9 protein-coding genes are annotated in these 15,262 nt (G+C 39.9%); 7 read left to right on the top strand and 2 right to left on the bottom strand.

Annotated elements, in window-relative coordinates; genetic code table 11:
• Positions 1-7: 7 nt before the first annotated feature.
• Together QK890_RS05995 and QK890_RS05990 are read right to left on the bottom strand one after the other, a co-directional pair.
• Positions 8-3,301, bottom strand: coding sequence for a TonB-dependent receptor (locus QK890_RS05995; RefSeq protein WP_175413942.1), 3,294 nt, complete (start codon positions 3,299-3,301; stop codon positions 8-10).
• 112 nt (positions 3,302-3,413) lie between these two features.
• The gene (locus tag QK890_RS05990; protein ID WP_032540689.1) at positions 3,414-6,179 is read right to left on the bottom strand and encodes a glycoside hydrolase family 2; all 2,766 of its coding nucleotides are present in this window, start codon (positions 6,177-6,179) and stop codon (positions 3,414-3,416) included.
• Positions 6,180-6,425: 246 nt separating this feature from the next.
• On the opposite strand from QK890_RS05990, the gene QK890_RS05985 reads away from it, so the two are divergent.
• The 7 genes from QK890_RS05985 (at position 6,426) to QK890_RS05955 (ending at position 15,262) form a co-directional block, all read left to right on the top strand.
• Complete coding sequence (locus QK890_RS05985) at positions 6,426-7,307, top strand: AraC family transcriptional regulator (RefSeq protein ID WP_005775995.1); 882 nt, start codon at positions 6,426-6,428, stop codon at positions 7,305-7,307.
• Positions 7,308-7,628: 321 nt separating this feature from the next.
• Positions 7,629-8,261: an HU family DNA-binding protein gene (locus tag QK890_RS05980; protein WP_005818897.1), complete on the top strand. Its 633-nt coding sequence runs from the start codon at positions 7,629-7,631 to the stop codon at positions 8,259-8,261.
• A gap of 935 nt (positions 8,262-9,196) precedes the next feature.
• Positions 9,197-10,936: a hypothetical protein gene (locus QK890_RS05975; RefSeq protein WP_005809703.1), complete on the top strand. Its 1,740-nt coding sequence runs from the start codon at positions 9,197-9,199 to the stop codon at positions 10,934-10,936.
• The gene (locus QK890_RS05970) at positions 10,918-11,661 is read left to right on the top strand and encodes a hypothetical protein (protein ID WP_005809702.1); all 744 of its coding nucleotides are present in this window, start codon (positions 10,918-10,920) and stop codon (positions 11,659-11,661) included. The genes QK890_RS05975 and QK890_RS05970 overlap by 19 nt, the downstream gene beginning before the upstream one ends.
• Before the next feature lie 75 nt (positions 11,662-11,736).
• Entirely contained in the window at positions 11,737-14,001 is a 2,265-nt protein-coding gene (locus QK890_RS05965; protein ID WP_367627248.1) for a cation:proton antiporter, read from the top strand.
• A 41-nt stretch (positions 14,002-14,042) separates the two neighbouring features.
• The gene (locus QK890_RS05960; protein WP_005776017.1) at positions 14,043-14,696 is read left to right on the top strand and encodes a LysE family translocator; all 654 of its coding nucleotides are present in this window, start codon (positions 14,043-14,045) and stop codon (positions 14,694-14,696) included.
• Between the two features lie 20 nt (positions 14,697-14,716).
• Positions 14,717-15,262, top strand: coding sequence for a DUF4924 family protein (locus QK890_RS05955; protein WP_044299746.1), 546 nt, complete (start codon positions 14,717-14,719; stop codon positions 15,260-15,262).

Raw genomic sequence — 15,262 nt, 5'->3', positions numbered from 1 at the left:
TTCTCCATTAAAATGTTACACTTAATCCGCATGACAGAGTTCTTGATAAAGGATAGCCATTGCCTCCTGAACCACCGGAAATTGTTTCTGGGTCAAACTGGTCAACCAGACTTGTTCCAGTCCACAAATTTTCTCCGGAGAAATAGATGCGTAAATTTTGAACTCCATACCGGGCAGTTAACTTTGTAGGAAATGTATATCCTAACTGTAGATTTTTCAAACGAATATAAGCCGCATTCTGCAAATAGCGAGTCTGAGTCTGTAGATTCTTATTACTATACAATGGACGAGGTAAATACGAATTAAGATTAGGACTCTGATAGCCCTCCTGAACCGACCATGTGTTATCGTTACGGAAGTAATCATCTACACCTTCAAGACCGGTAGAATGCCACATTCCACTACTGGTTGCACCAAACATGTAGGCGCTTCCCTGCCAGTAATCACGTTTCATGACTCCTTGGAAAAACATACGAAGATCGAAACCTTTCCAAGTAGCATTTAGATCGAGGCCAAACAGATAGCGAGGAGTTGTATTACCTATTACGGTCCAGTCTCCGGTATCATTCAATGTTCCCGAACCACCTGAAATCTTGCCATCGCCGTTTAGATCAGCATACATAATGTCGCCTGCTTTCCAATCAGATCCTAACGCGTTCTGTCCACCATTGGGCATTGTTGCCAAATGAGCCTGCATCTCTTCATCGGTTTTAGCGAGACCAACTGTCTTATATCCCCAGATTTCATTGATATAACGTCCTTCAATATACGTACTGACTGCTTGAGTTGGATTATTCGGGTATCGCGTGATTTTCGTACGGGCATCCGAGATATTAAATTTCGCGCCATAGGTAAAGTCATTTTCTAACCGGTCATTCCAACCAATCGTAAGTTCCCATCCGGAGGTTCTCAAGTCCGTATTATTCGTAACCGGTACCGCTGTTCCTAATAGAGCCGGTAGCTCGGGAGCATTACCAACCATGTCTTTTGTGTCACGGATATACCACTCGAATGTTCCCGTCAAGCGGTTATTTAATATTCCCCAATCCAATCCTAAATTATAACTCTCAATTGTTTCCCAAGTCAATGCGGCTGAAACGAGACCCGGAGCGGAAGCGGTGTTCGGCTTACTTCCGTTCATTAACCATCCACCATTCGAAGAACCCACTGACATTGTCTGGAAAGTCTGATACCAGTTCGTTGTATTCTGATTTCCCAATAAACCATAGGAGGCACGAAGCTTAAGTACATCGATCGTATTATTCAAAGGCTCGAAAAAGTTTTCACGTGCGATATTCCATCCTAAAGAGAAAGAGGGGAACGTTTTCCACTGGTTTCCTTTGCGGAAACGTGAAGTGCCATCTGCACGCAGATTTGCTTCTAAAAGATATTTACTGTTATAACTATAATTGACACGCCCGAAAAAACCTGCTGTGGCCCATTCATTACGAGATCCGTTAACAGAAGGGGTAACCGGATTTCCATCGTAATCCAGACCGTTAGTCAAGTCTACCTGGGGTTTATTCGGAAACATGATGCCATTACGTGTCAGTCCGAATTGAGTTTGTTTCAGGTTCTCAGCCTGAAAGCCACCCATCACATGAAAATCATGCTTTTGGTTGAACAGATGAGTGTATTCTGTATATACGTTGAAATTATAATAATTTTCTTTATACTGACTCTCATGTACATTCGACGATTTGTCACACGCATAGGCATTGCCATTGGCGTCATGATTATAAAGCACTTGCTTATTCCAGTTGTTATTAGCCGATTTTATACGATAATTAAAATCTACGTGAGTAATCCAATTCTTTATCGGTTCAAGGGTGAAGCTCACCTGATGGTATACATTGTCCGTCTGAGTCTGATCGACTCCTCCTTCTTCCAATCCTAGTAGGGGGGAGGGGGCATAAAAATAGTAACCGTTTGGGTCGTACATAGGTAAAATAGGCCATCCTTGACGTGCCATATCCCTATACAGATCACTGGTCATTGTTGCCGGCCGCTTGTAATCTTCCCTGGTAAATCGCATCGTATAATCAAACTTCAGCCATTTAGTCAATTCGGAAGCAATCTTTGCGGTGCCATTATAACGTGATAATCCCTCTTCCCCCAAATTCATAAAACCACCTTGATCCAGATAACTGAATGAAGCGTAATAATTCAGCTTTTTGGTTCCTCCGCTGGCATTAAAGTTATGCTCTTGTGAGAAGGTCCACTTCTTGAAGATCATATCATAATAATCAATATCATCTATCCCGTTATCGTAACCATCTTGCCAATATCCATCATTCCCGGCTGCAATAGAGTTTAAGATCGTTCCATCCTCGGTTATACGTTGCGCAGGTCCATAAGGTTTGGCATTGTGATAGGCAACAATCTTTTTCATACGATCATTGTTGATGTAGATTCCACCTCCCCCATTGGTGTTGGTATCATTGATCCAACTGGCAAAATCAACCGAATTCATCATATGGTTCATATTAATGGGGTTTCCCCAGCGGAAACTATTATTATAGTTTACCTGGGTTTTGCCTTCCGTGCTTCCTGATTTGGTTGTGATCAAGATTACACCGAATGGTGCACGTGAACCATATATTGATGATGCAGCCGCATCCTTCAAAACAGAAATATTGGCAATGTCCTGAGGATTAATGGAATTAAGATCACCTTCCATTCCATCAACTAAAACCAAAGGTTCACCGCTGGTTCCCTGTCCGATAGTGGTAGTACCGCGAACATTTACACTTGGTTTATCTTCCAGGCTACCGTTCGTCTGTGTGATTCGTAGTCCCGGAACCATACCTTGCAATGCTTGTGCCGCATTTGTCACCGGACGTTCTTTCAACTCTTTGGCTGAAACAACGCTGACGGACCCTGTCAGGTTTACCTTTTTCTGGGTACCGAATCCCACAACCACGACTTCATCCAAAACCTCCGAATCTTCTTTCAAAGTAATATTATACGATTTTCCCGGAGACGTTTTTATTTCCTGAGACTTATAGCCGATATATGAAATTACGACTATCACACCATCCGGGACAGATAGAGAAAAGTCCCCCTCTAAATTTGTCACGACTCCATTAGTGGTTCCCTTTTCTACGACGCTGGCTCCAATAACCGGCTCTCCATTGGCGTCCGTCACTTTGCCGGAAATTGTATTTTTCCGCTGAAAAGCCTCTTTTACTACATCATTAGGCTTGCCCGATGTTGCAAAGACGGCCGAGGGAGCAAACCCGGCAGACAGCAATAAAGCTAATAGTAACTTACAATTGTTTTTCACTTTCATGTTTTTCATGTTTTTAATTTTTCTATAAAATTAACGTTAACTAAATTAATGTCATTGAATTAAGTATATCAAGTTTGGCCAAAAATGATTATATCTCCGAATCTAACGCAGTTTCTTTCTTCTATACGGGTTGTTTCGAATTCTTATCGAACATGTCTTTTATTTCCTCAAAGTTTTCAATGATTGTAGGATCGAAATCTGTGCTATTCATGTATTTCAGTAATGAAACAAGCATTTGTTTTGCTACCGGTCTGTTCTCTAAATCAGATTGCAAATCGAAAGTGGCTAATACCAATTTGCCTCCATGCACTTTGCCTTCATACAAAGAAGCCAGACGGCGATTATTAGTAAAGTTATCGACCATTTCTACAATGGGAGTTCCTCCCTGTATACTATCTGTTATCATGGTTTTGGAGTTCTTATTTAAATCCCACCATTGCCAATCGGTGTGCATGTCTGTCGGAAAATCAGCCAATGCTTTATGAGCCGGATTACATAATACTCCCATTGTCCCGGCCTGATTCGGAAAATGTACCGGGCTCCAGAATACAGGTACGAATTTGCCTTCGATACCTTTCATCTTTTTCCAATCCGGATTGAAAAGGACTTTTTGCCCTTCATTCAGCCATGCCATGGCCTGATCATAATTACGGGTATATTTCACATTACCCCATTCTACTTTTTCTCCTTCAGGATAAACCCATATGTTCCATCTGTTTACATAATCTGTTCCGATTACTTTTACACACACTTCCAGTTTTGAAGCATTCTGTATGTCTGTCAAGGGTACCGATATCTCACCCAATTTTCCATTATAACCAAATTTCAATTCTCCTACTTGTATTTCACCATGCTTTACAGAACGTCCTTTATCCAGAATATCCCAATGCAGTGTTTTGTTTGTCAGAATATCGTTTCCGTAATTGCATAACTCGATCTTAGCTTGAAACATTTCATCGTTTTTATATACTGCTTTAGGAAAGCGCAATAACGGCACCACCGGTGAACAAAACTCCCGGAAGGCTTTACCGTCGATAATTCCTTTACTTTCCCAGAAGGCATTCAATAGTCCGACGAGTGCTGTTCCTTGTCCCGGAAAGTCATGTAAATCAAGTAATTGAAAACCACTGATTCCATCAGTTTTCAATGCACGCTCAATTTCTTCTTTATATAAGATTGCGGCTAACTTTCCGGAAGCCATTAAATAATCGGGTGCTTTATCAAGTAATTTCTTTTTTTCAAGATCATTCTTCACAGCCATAAAATTTAAGGGTTTCAGAACTCCGGTATATTTGGAAATCTCGGTTAAATCCGGATAAACCGAATATTGGCCTATTTCGTGCGTAATCAGAGGGACCTGTATACCTGCAACCGACTCACTGTAATCTTTATCGAATGTAGGGGATAGTTGATTGAAAACTCCCTGTCCCCGTACCCAGCCTTTATTGGTCCACTGCGTGACAAAGAAATCATCGTTTGATTCCGGCCATCCGCCATGTCCGCCTTCGAACGTAAACGAAGTTGTTACGTATAAGTGTCTGTTATCCTTTGCTTTCAATTCGTCTAACATTACAGACAGAATGGTGAAATCTCCCTGCAATTCGTTTCCCAGGCTCCAAAGGCAAAAAGAGGGGTGATTGCCGTAATTTTTGATAATCCGGTCTGCTTCTTCTCTTAAAAAGCGTACGGCACTTGAATCCTGCCCAATTGTAAGTACCCATGCAGGAAGTTCAACCTGTAAATAAAATCCCATTTCATCTGCTGCTTCAAAAGCTGCTTCGGGAGGGCACCAGGAATGAAAACGGAGATGATTCAGCCCATATTCTTTGGCTGCGGCATATACTTTTTGCCAGCCTTCTTTATTCATTGGAGGAGTTCCGGTTAATGGGAATATGCAACACTCCAATGTACCTCTTAAGAACAAAGGTTTATTGTTCATCAACATTTTATCACCGTTTGTTTCCAATTGGCGCATACCGAAATCTTCTTTTATTTCTGATACTCTTCCATTGGCCTCCAATGTGACCGTAGCCTGATACATTTCAGGAGTAAATTCATTCCATAATATCGGGTTATCTCCCATGTTGTAAAGCAACTCAACCGATGAGGCTCCGGCTTTCACATCCATCTTTTTTACCTGCTCTTCAAGTTGTTGAGAGCCGTTTCTTGCAGATACTTTCATCGAAAGCAATGCATGTTCTGCGGCAGGTGTATTGTTTGAAAACGAAATAACGGCTTTTACCTGTTTGTTTTTTACATCGGGATATAGTTGTACGCTTTCTAAACGTATTTTTTCCATGGCCCGGACAGTCATATCTCCTAAAATACCATTCCATTTAATTTGTGTATGATCTGTATATGCATGTGCCATACCATTGGAGATATCATAACGCTTGCGATTATCGACGCGTATGGTCAGAATATGCTTTTTACCGCATGTCATATAAGGAGTCAGATTGTAGCGGTGTGGCGTGCTTAAGCTTTCTTCATGTCCTTCGACTTTCTTATTATCTACCCAAACCTGAGTATCCCACAAGGCTCGTTCCAAATCCAGAAACAGCTCTTTATCATTCCATTGGGCAGGGACCGAGATCTCTCTTGAGTACCATGCAACTCCTACGTAATTGTGCAAACGTGTGAGATATAATAACTGGGGTTTTGACAGTGCAGGTTCCAAGGCATTGGGGGTTCCAAGTCCGGCATCGTCAGTTGTACCCGGTAACTGCATGGACGTTTCAAACAGGTTGCCTTGCCATGATTCTTTTATTCCAACATCTGTACTGTCCAGCCTGACAGTCCACTCTCCGGAAATATCCAACTGTTTCTTTTCAGAAGAACATGATGTCGACAGAATAATGATCAATAAAGAAAATAGTAGTTTTTTCATATTATTACATTTTAAATATTACAAATAGCTGATCTTTCAACATTGCAAAATAGCTAAGAAAATATAACCTTGAAAATGTAAGAAAGGACTGTTATGATGTATAAAATCTCTAATTTTAAGTGATTATATCATTGATTATCTTTAGAAATACCCTAATAACCAGTGTTTTTAGATTAATTCAATAAAAAGAGTCGAAAAATATCTCGTTTTATAATAAAGATGTATATTTGCAAAAAGAGTGTAACTATGGAACGCAAAAAAGAAGGATTTACCAATCAAAGAGCGATTGTTCTTCCTGAAGCTATAAAAAAAATATTGGTCGGCAACGAGCTGACTAATTTGTTGTATGTAACGGATATCGGGTATTATCCACATGCCACCGGACACTATCGAGCCAGAAGATATGGTTCGCAACAGCACATTCTTATATATTGCACTGAGGGAGAGGGCTGGTATAGCATTCACGGTCAAAGACAGAAAGTATGCAAAGACCAATTCTTCATTATCGAAGCGGGCTTGCCACACATTTACGCCGCTTCAGAAAACAGTCCATGGAGTATATATTGGTTGCATTTCACCGGAGAAAAAAGTCATTTGTTTAATTCATTCTACAACAAACTGCATAAAATAGATGAATCTCCCAACGCACGTATTAAAGATCGGATGCAGTTGTTCGAAGAAATTTACCAGAATCTGGAAATGGGATATAGTATTGAAAACCTGGAATACACTACACTGTGTCTATGGCATTTTATAGCTTCCTTCAAGTTTGTTTCACAGTTTAGAGAAATTAATCGGGCCAAACAAGGAGATGTCACTCAGGAAGCGATCAGTTATATGAGAAAGAATATCGAAAAGAAACTCTCGCTGGATGATATAGCCGGCAGTGTCAACTACTCATCTTCGCATTTCGGACAAGTGTTTTTAAAGAAGTCCGGATACACTCCTTTAAATTACTTCAATCAATTGAAAATACAAAAGGCCTGTCAGTTACTTGACTTTTCAGACTTGAAAATAAAAGAAATAGCAGAACAACTTGGCTTTTATGATCAATACCATTTCTCTAAAGTATTCTATAAGCAGATAGGCGAGACACCAAGCAGTTACAAAAAAAGGAATAAAGGATAAAAAAAGAAAATGCAAAAGTGCAGCTGATAAATGTAGGAAAGTAGTACTTAAAGTTTGTTTATAAGGCAAATTGAGTGTATCTTAGCAGGCAAGATGTATATCTTAGCGGCCAAGATGCAAATCTTAGCTGCTAAGATGCAAATCTTAGCTGCTAAGATGCACATCTTGCGACGCAAGATGAACTTATCGCCTAAGGGAGGCCATTTACTGAAGTAGCCGGAGCGACTTTGTCCGGCATACTTGGCAAGTTTTTACCTTTACTTCCGACAAGCCCACTCTTTATCGGTTTTCTCTATTCACCTTTTAAAAACATTGCAAGCTATGGCTGAATATCAAATGCAAGAACTGACTCTTCCCAATGAGGAAGACAAGAAAATTCTTTTCCCGCGCATGAAACTGTCCGGGCAAGTAGACTTAAATTACATTGCTTCACACATTAATTATGCAAGTTCTTTTACCCCGGGGAATATCATCGGACTGACGAAGGCTTTGGCGCAGGCCATTGCCTATGAAATGGGGCAGGGACATTCAGTGAAAATCGACGGACTGGGTATCTTTACTCCTTCACTGGGGTTACGTGACGGAGCTGAGCGTGAGAGTGGTGAGAAAGGTGGTAAAAAACGTAATGCCATGAGCATCTGTGTAAAGAATATCAATTTTCGTGCTGACAAACAACTGATCATTGAAACAGGAGACCACTGTATGCTGGAGCGTTCGGAATGGAAGTTCAGGCACTCTTCGCAATTCTACTCAGAGCAGGAACGGCTCAAGATGGCACAAGACTATCTGGCTGTGAATCATTTTATGAAAGTGGCGGATTATTGTCGCTTGACGGGGTTGTTGCGTGACAAGGCTGCACGGGAGTTGAAACGCTGGACCAAACAACCTGAAACAGGTATTGATTATCGGGGACAGGGCTCGCATAAGATATACATGGTCCGTTCCAACTTATGAGTGTGTCCTTACAAAAAAGATAATCAGTGCATACGCATCGCGTTGCCGGGACATATCGGTATTTTTGCGGAAGAAACCTGATTCCGACTCGTCTTAAAATGACTTCATGTTATTATTGTGTGAAGTTGTTTTAGGGCAAGTAAGATACCGGACACCATTGATTGCGGATATGTATCGGACAGATTTTAAATGATCTGCTTTCTTTATAATATGCATCCGCTCTTTTCTTCTCTGTTTACGAAATATTTTTATCTCTAAATAATCACTATTTACATCCATATAAACTCTCGTATTTGCATTATATTCCATATTCTGCGTTTATTGATTTCTTTGAATTAATATATATTTGTATTTTTGATTCACTTTTATATCACAATGAAAAGAATGATTATATTGATCAAGAAGTGAAGTTTTTACTCTCTATGAAATAATAATGTAATTAAATAGTGATAGATGTATCACTGTTTTCAGTGACAAAAATGTATTTAATATCGTTTTATGGTGGCAAATAGTGAAGCGAATAATACGTGATTGATAAATTTTGAAATATTTTTTCTGTTAAGTATTTGAAATGATAAATCTATGCGCTATATTTGCTGTTACACTAAAAGATACTAAATGAAGAATTGCTCTTATTGAAATAATGTTAACTGTACGGCTAACGCTATTGGATCCGTTAAATAAGAATTCAATAAGAGAAAGAAAAGATATATTTGATAATAAAATTTTATAGGGGTATTACACTTACATAACAAATTACTTTATTATAGGTACAAGAATATTGGGGGGAGATGCGAGGATATTACAGTAAGTCAATTGACATTATTATTGCTCAAATATCAGTTGAAAAACGAGATTTATACAGGATAAGCTGCATTGGATGTTTTGTTCACTGAATAATAACCGGAATTGACGTTAATATAAAAGTTCTATATATGAAAAAAATATATCTGTTATTATCATTTCTTTCTGCATTCTTTTTGCTCTCGGCTTGCTCAGATGATACTGAGCAATGTTTATATTCTCCTAAAGTATTTGATACCGGTAATTTATTGAGTAATAAAGTAAAAGAGGAATTCTTGAATTTTGATTATCCTGCTGGAATTGTTCCGGTTCTTTTTGCGGCAGATAGCATAGAGCCCATTAAAATGGGTGCTTATGCTGACGAATGTTTTGATGCTCTTGTGGATTCAATATCTGAATCAAAAGATTTTAAACGTAGGGGAATGCTGGTACTTGTGTCCAGGAATCCGGAGCTGATTCAAATTCGTTTGGGGAGTCGGTATCGGGTTTATTGTAATATGACTGGCGCAACTTCCGGAGTCGATTACTTAAACTTGCAGAAACAAATACGGGAAAAAGGTATAGAAGAAACTCTTCCGTTGTTTTTACAAAATACATCAGTTCGCATTCAAGAGTTGAATGCTTTACCTTCGTATAAAAAATATCGAATAAATTCTGCCGTATCGGCTATTTCTACTTGCCTGGAATACATAGGAACTCCCTCGGAGAACTTTTATGGAAAATGTGTTTTAACTCCTATTCTGAAGACAACGTCATTGGGGTACTATGTTTTTAAATCTTGGCTGCTGACCTTCATGTTTGTATGTCTGATAATGCTTTTGTGTCGTTGGGCATTGTTTTTAGTAGTGAAGCGTTTATTGCAGAAACATGTTATAGGCCTTATTTGGTCTCAAAAGATTATCAATTGGGGATTAGGATTGTTGTTTTCTATTTCAGCAGCGGCTTCGGCTATTATTTTATCCAGCGGACGTATGGAAGATGCGATCGCATTACAGGCCATCGGAGTTCCTTTTATAGAAAATTTTCAGATAGCGGCTGCCGATTATGTGTTGAAAACATCTTTTGTGGCTGCGTTCTTTTTTGTGTTGATGTATGCTTTGAAACGTAATATAGTATCAGATATATTTTTATATAGCCTCTTGGAACCAGAGAAGCAACAGGCTATTTATCATAATTTGAGTGATGCTCAAAAGACTACTTTGGTTATAGGGCATGAAGCGGATCTCAGCAAAGTTGAAGAAAGTTCTGAACCATATTCCGAATTATTCACTTCTCGTGTTTCCCAACGGGAAACCATGACTATTGTTTCGTTGGCGATGGCAGCTTTATTTTTGATTCCGCGTCCATTGATAATTATGGGCATTGCTTTAACCATTTATCCTTTGGCCGGACAATGTGCGAAGATCTATCATGTTGTAAGTAATAATACACTTCCTGAACAAATAAAAAGAGATAGGAGGACATCGTTAATAACTAATTTGCTTATCATTTTTATTATAGCTTTTATTACTGTTTTGATGGGATTGTTTTTTAATCCTATGCCGGATAAAAAAGAGATTGATTTAAATGAGGCAAGAACCGAACTGGTCACATCGGATAGGCTTGAGGGGAATTATACCGTTAGTAAATCTATTGCCGGACAAGTTCAGGTATCCAGTGGAATTATAAAAAAAATAAAAAATGGTGCGTTTCAATTATTGATAACCGGCAAGTCTTCACCTAAAGTGTACAAACTTGGTTTTGACGCTGATGAAATGATATTTGTTTCTGAGGAATTGGGTAATGGGATCATTCATTATGACAAAGATTTGGATAAAATTAAAGTTGTATTTACTATAAATGAACATACGACATGGACAATTTCAAAATGATTTATTCGATTCCATTTCTGTTTTTTACTTTTGTATCTTGTAGTAACTCGTCAACAGAAATGGTTGCTAAAAGTAAGTATGATGCTCAAATTGCTGAGTATAAAGAGTTAAATGAACAGCAAGCTGCTGTTATAGAAGATAACTTAGAGAAAAGTAAGATCATCAATAATGTAGTGACAGAGTTGAACCAAATAGCCGGGAATACGCAATCTTTACGTGTGAATGTAGAACATGGGGTCGGAGAACTAAGCCAGGCTGAAGAGATTAACCGGAAACTCCAGATTTTGAAGAAACGATTGACCGCTGTCGAGGGGAAGCGTAGTGACAGCAGTAAGAATCTGTTGGCAACGATGGATAACCTGAAAAGTATTATAGAACAAAAAGAAATTGAAATAAATAATCTCAAACAAGAGATTGCGAATCAACAACAGACCATTGCTAATCAGAAAAACACAATAGCTAATCAGCAGGTAACGATTGATGCCCAAAGTCAGGAACTGATGGCTAAGCAACAGGAAATGTGGTACAAATTAGGTGTTGAACTGCATTCAGTTGTAGAAGAATTGCCAAAAGTGAAAGGCAGGAAGGATAAGCGAAACATTAAAAACACCAGATATTATATTCTTAACAAAGCAAAAGAGTGCTTTGAGCATGCTGCACAATTGGGACATTCGCTCGCAAGTTCGAAAGCCCGGCAGATAGAAGGTGAGATGAGCAGGTTATAATACGTGATTTTATTGTTTTTCTGTTTTTAATTAGTAGAAAACATTAATTTTGCATTCGATTTAAATCCGATTCGAATGTCACAACTTCCAACGTTAATAGCCGACCTCGCTCTGATTTTGATTTGTGCCGGTGTTATGACTTTGTTATTCAAGAAACTGAAGCAACCACTTGTGCTGGGTTATGTCGTTGCCGGTTTTCTTGCCAGTCCACACATGCCTTATACGCCTTCGGTGATGGATACAGCCAATATTAAAACCTGGGCGGATATTGGAGTCATCTTTTTGCTTTTTGCCCTTGGACTGGAATTCAGTTTTAAAAAGATAGTGAAGGTTGGAGGTACGGCTGTCATTGCTGCCTGTACCATTATCTTCTGTATGATTCTGTTGGGGGTTGCTGTCGGGATGGGCTTTGGTTGGCAGCGTATGGACAGTCTGTTTCTGGGCGGGATGATTGCTATGTCTTCTACTACCATCATCTACAAAGCGTTTGATGATTTGGGGTTGCGGAAGAAACAATTTACCGGTTTGGTGCTCAGTATTCTGATTCTTGAAGATATACTTGCCATTGTGTTGATGGTGATGCTTTCAACGATGGCTGTCAGCAATAATTTTGAAGGAACAGAGATGTTGAGTAGTATCGGTAAACTACTTTTTTTCCTTATTCTTTGGTTTGTGGTAGGTATTTATGCCATACCCGAATTTCTGAAACGTTGTCGGAAATTGATGAGTGAAGAAACATTGCTGATTGTTTCTCTGGCTCTCTGTTTCGGTATGGTGGCTATCGCTGCCAATACGGGCTTTTCTGCTGCATTCGGTGCCTTCATAATGGGGTCTATTCTTGCCGAAACAATTGAGGCCGAATCTATTGACCGATTGGTGAAACCTGTGAAGGATTTGTTTGGAGCTATCTTCTTCGTATCAGTGGGAATGATGGTAGATCCTGCAATGATTGTTGAATATGCAGTTCCAATTATAGCTATTACATTGGCAGTAATCTTGGGTCAGGCTTTTTTCGGCACAATGGGCGTTATGCTGGCGGGACAACCTTTAAAGACAGCCATGCAGTGTGGTTTTAGCTTGACACAGATAGGGGAGTTTGCTTTTATTATCGCTTCTCTCGGTTTGTCCTTGCATGTGACAAGTGATTTTTTATATCCGATCGTAGTTGCTGTTTCTGTTATCACCACATTTCTGACTCCTTATATGATCCGTGTTGCCGAGCCGGCTTCAAATTTTGTAGACCGTAAGTTGCCCGAGTCGTGGCGACGTTTCCTGATGCGGTATACTAACGGTTCCCGGACCGTCAATCATGAAAGCCTTTGGCGGAAATTACTATTTGCCTTGGCACGGATTCTGGTGGTTTACTCCATTGTCAGTATTTCTGTGATTACCCTTTCATTTCGTTTTGTGGTGCCCTTGTTTCGTGAACATCTTCCGGGTATCTGGGGACCACTGGCGGGAGCTGTTTTTACTATTTTGTGTATATCTCCTTTCCTGCGGGCCATTATGGTGAAGAAAAACCATTCGGCAGAATTCATGACTTTGTGGAATGACAACCGTGTCAACCGGGGACCTTTGGTTTCTACGATTGTGTTTCGTGTAGCTGTTTCCGTTCTGTTTGTCATGTTCGTGATTACCCGTCTCTTTAAAGCGTCTGTCGGATTGATGTTCGGAGTTGCCTTGTTGCTGGTAATCCTGATGGTTCTTTCACGGCAGCTGAAGAAACAATCTATTTTGATAGAACGTAAATTTTTTCAAAATCTCCGTTCCCGTGATATGCGTGCCGAATACCTGGGGGAGAAAAAGCCGGCTTATGCCGGGCATTTGTTGTCGAGAGATTTACACCTGACCGATTTTGAAATTCCCGGAGAATCGGCTTGGGCCGGAAAAACATTGCTCGAGCTGAATTTGGGCAAAAAGTATGGAGTGCATGTTGTTTCTATTCTACGGGGAAAGCGTCGGATTAACATTCCGGGAGGTTCTGTCCGTTTATTCCCGATGGATAAGATACAGGTTATTGGTACTGATGATCAGTTAAATACATTTGCAGAGGAAATGTCTCATGTTTCTGTCATTGATTGGGATGTGTTTGAGAAAAGTGAAATGACATTGAAACAATTGTTGATTGATACTGATTCTGCTTTTCTGGGCAAAACGTTGCGTGAATCAGGTATCCGGGATAAGTACCATTGCCTGATAGCCGGTGTGGAGCGGGGAGGAGAGGCTTTGATGACTCCTGACGTAAATATTCCTTTTGAAGAAGGAGATGTGGTATGGGTGGTAGGTGAGAATGAAGATGTATACCGGTTAATAGGGCAAAATTGTGATAGAAAACGTTAACAGGATACTGGCATATCATAAAAAAATGCGATATTTGCGAAATGATTCAGATAGAGACTATACTTGATATACTTGTTAAAGGATTCGTGATTGGCATTGTGGTTTCTGCACCGCTGGGGCCTGTAGGTGTCCTTTGTATTCAGCGTACTTTGAATAAAGGACGCTGGTACGGATTCGTTACCGGTCTGGGTGCTTCGTTGAGTGATATTGCTTATGCCCTTCTAACGGGATATGGCATGAGTTTCGTGTTCGATTATATCAATAAGAATATTTTTTATCTACAGCTTCTCGGAAGCATTATGCTATTGGTTTTTGGTATATATACATTCCGTAGCAACCCGGTACAATCCATCCGTCCGGTATCAGCCAATAAAGGTTCTTATTTCCACAATTTCATCACCGCTTTTGCGGTTACACTTTCAAACCCTCTTATAATTTTCCTTTTCATCGGTTTGTTTGCCCGTTTTGCATTTGTGCAACCCGGTGTGTTGGTTTTTGAAGAGATAACCGGTTATCTGGCCATAGCTCTCGGAGCATTGGCATGGTGGTTCGGAATTACTTTCTTTGTCAATAAAGTGCGGACACGATTCAATTTGCGTGGCATCTGGATTCTGAACCGGGTGATCGGAAGTATTGTGATGGCTGTGTCTGTGTTTGGATTGATATTCACTCTGTTGGGGGAATCTATCTATTAATGTAGGAGAAAAGAAAGAAGATGAAAATAGCGCAACAACTGAAAGAAAAGAATATTGCCGAGTACCTTATATATATGTGGCAGGTAGAAGATCTGATCCGTGCCAATGATTGTGATATCGACCGGATTAAGGAGAACATTATATCCTGTTACAAGATTGGCGATGAAGAACGCCGTGAGTTGACGGAATGGTATTCTAATCTGGCTTCAATGATGCGGGAAGAGGGAGTCCGTGAGAAAGGACATCTCCAGATAAACCGAAATGTAATCATTAACTTGACCGAACTGCATGCAGCTTTGCTGGCGTCGTCTAAGTTTCCTTTCTATAGTTCGTCTTACTTCAAAGCACTGCCTTTCATTGTAGAGTTACGAAATAAAAACGGTCAAAAGGAAGAACCGGAACTTGAAACCTGTTTCGAGGCTTTGTATGGGATGATGTTATTGCGTTTGCAGAAGAAGCCTATCAGCCCGGAGACTACAAAGGCAATGGAGGCTATCAGCAGTTTCCTGTCTATGCTGGCTAACTATTACGACAAGGACAAAAAAGGAGAGTTAAAATTGGAATAG

Source organism: Bacteroides sp. NGMCC 1.200775 (assembly GCF_040798045.1).
Classification (GTDB): Bacteria; Bacteroidota; Bacteroidia; order Bacteroidales; family Bacteroidaceae; genus Bacteroides; species Bacteroides hominis.
Note: the sequence above shows the minus strand (reverse complement) of the source record. Positions and strands in the feature narration are given on the sequence as shown.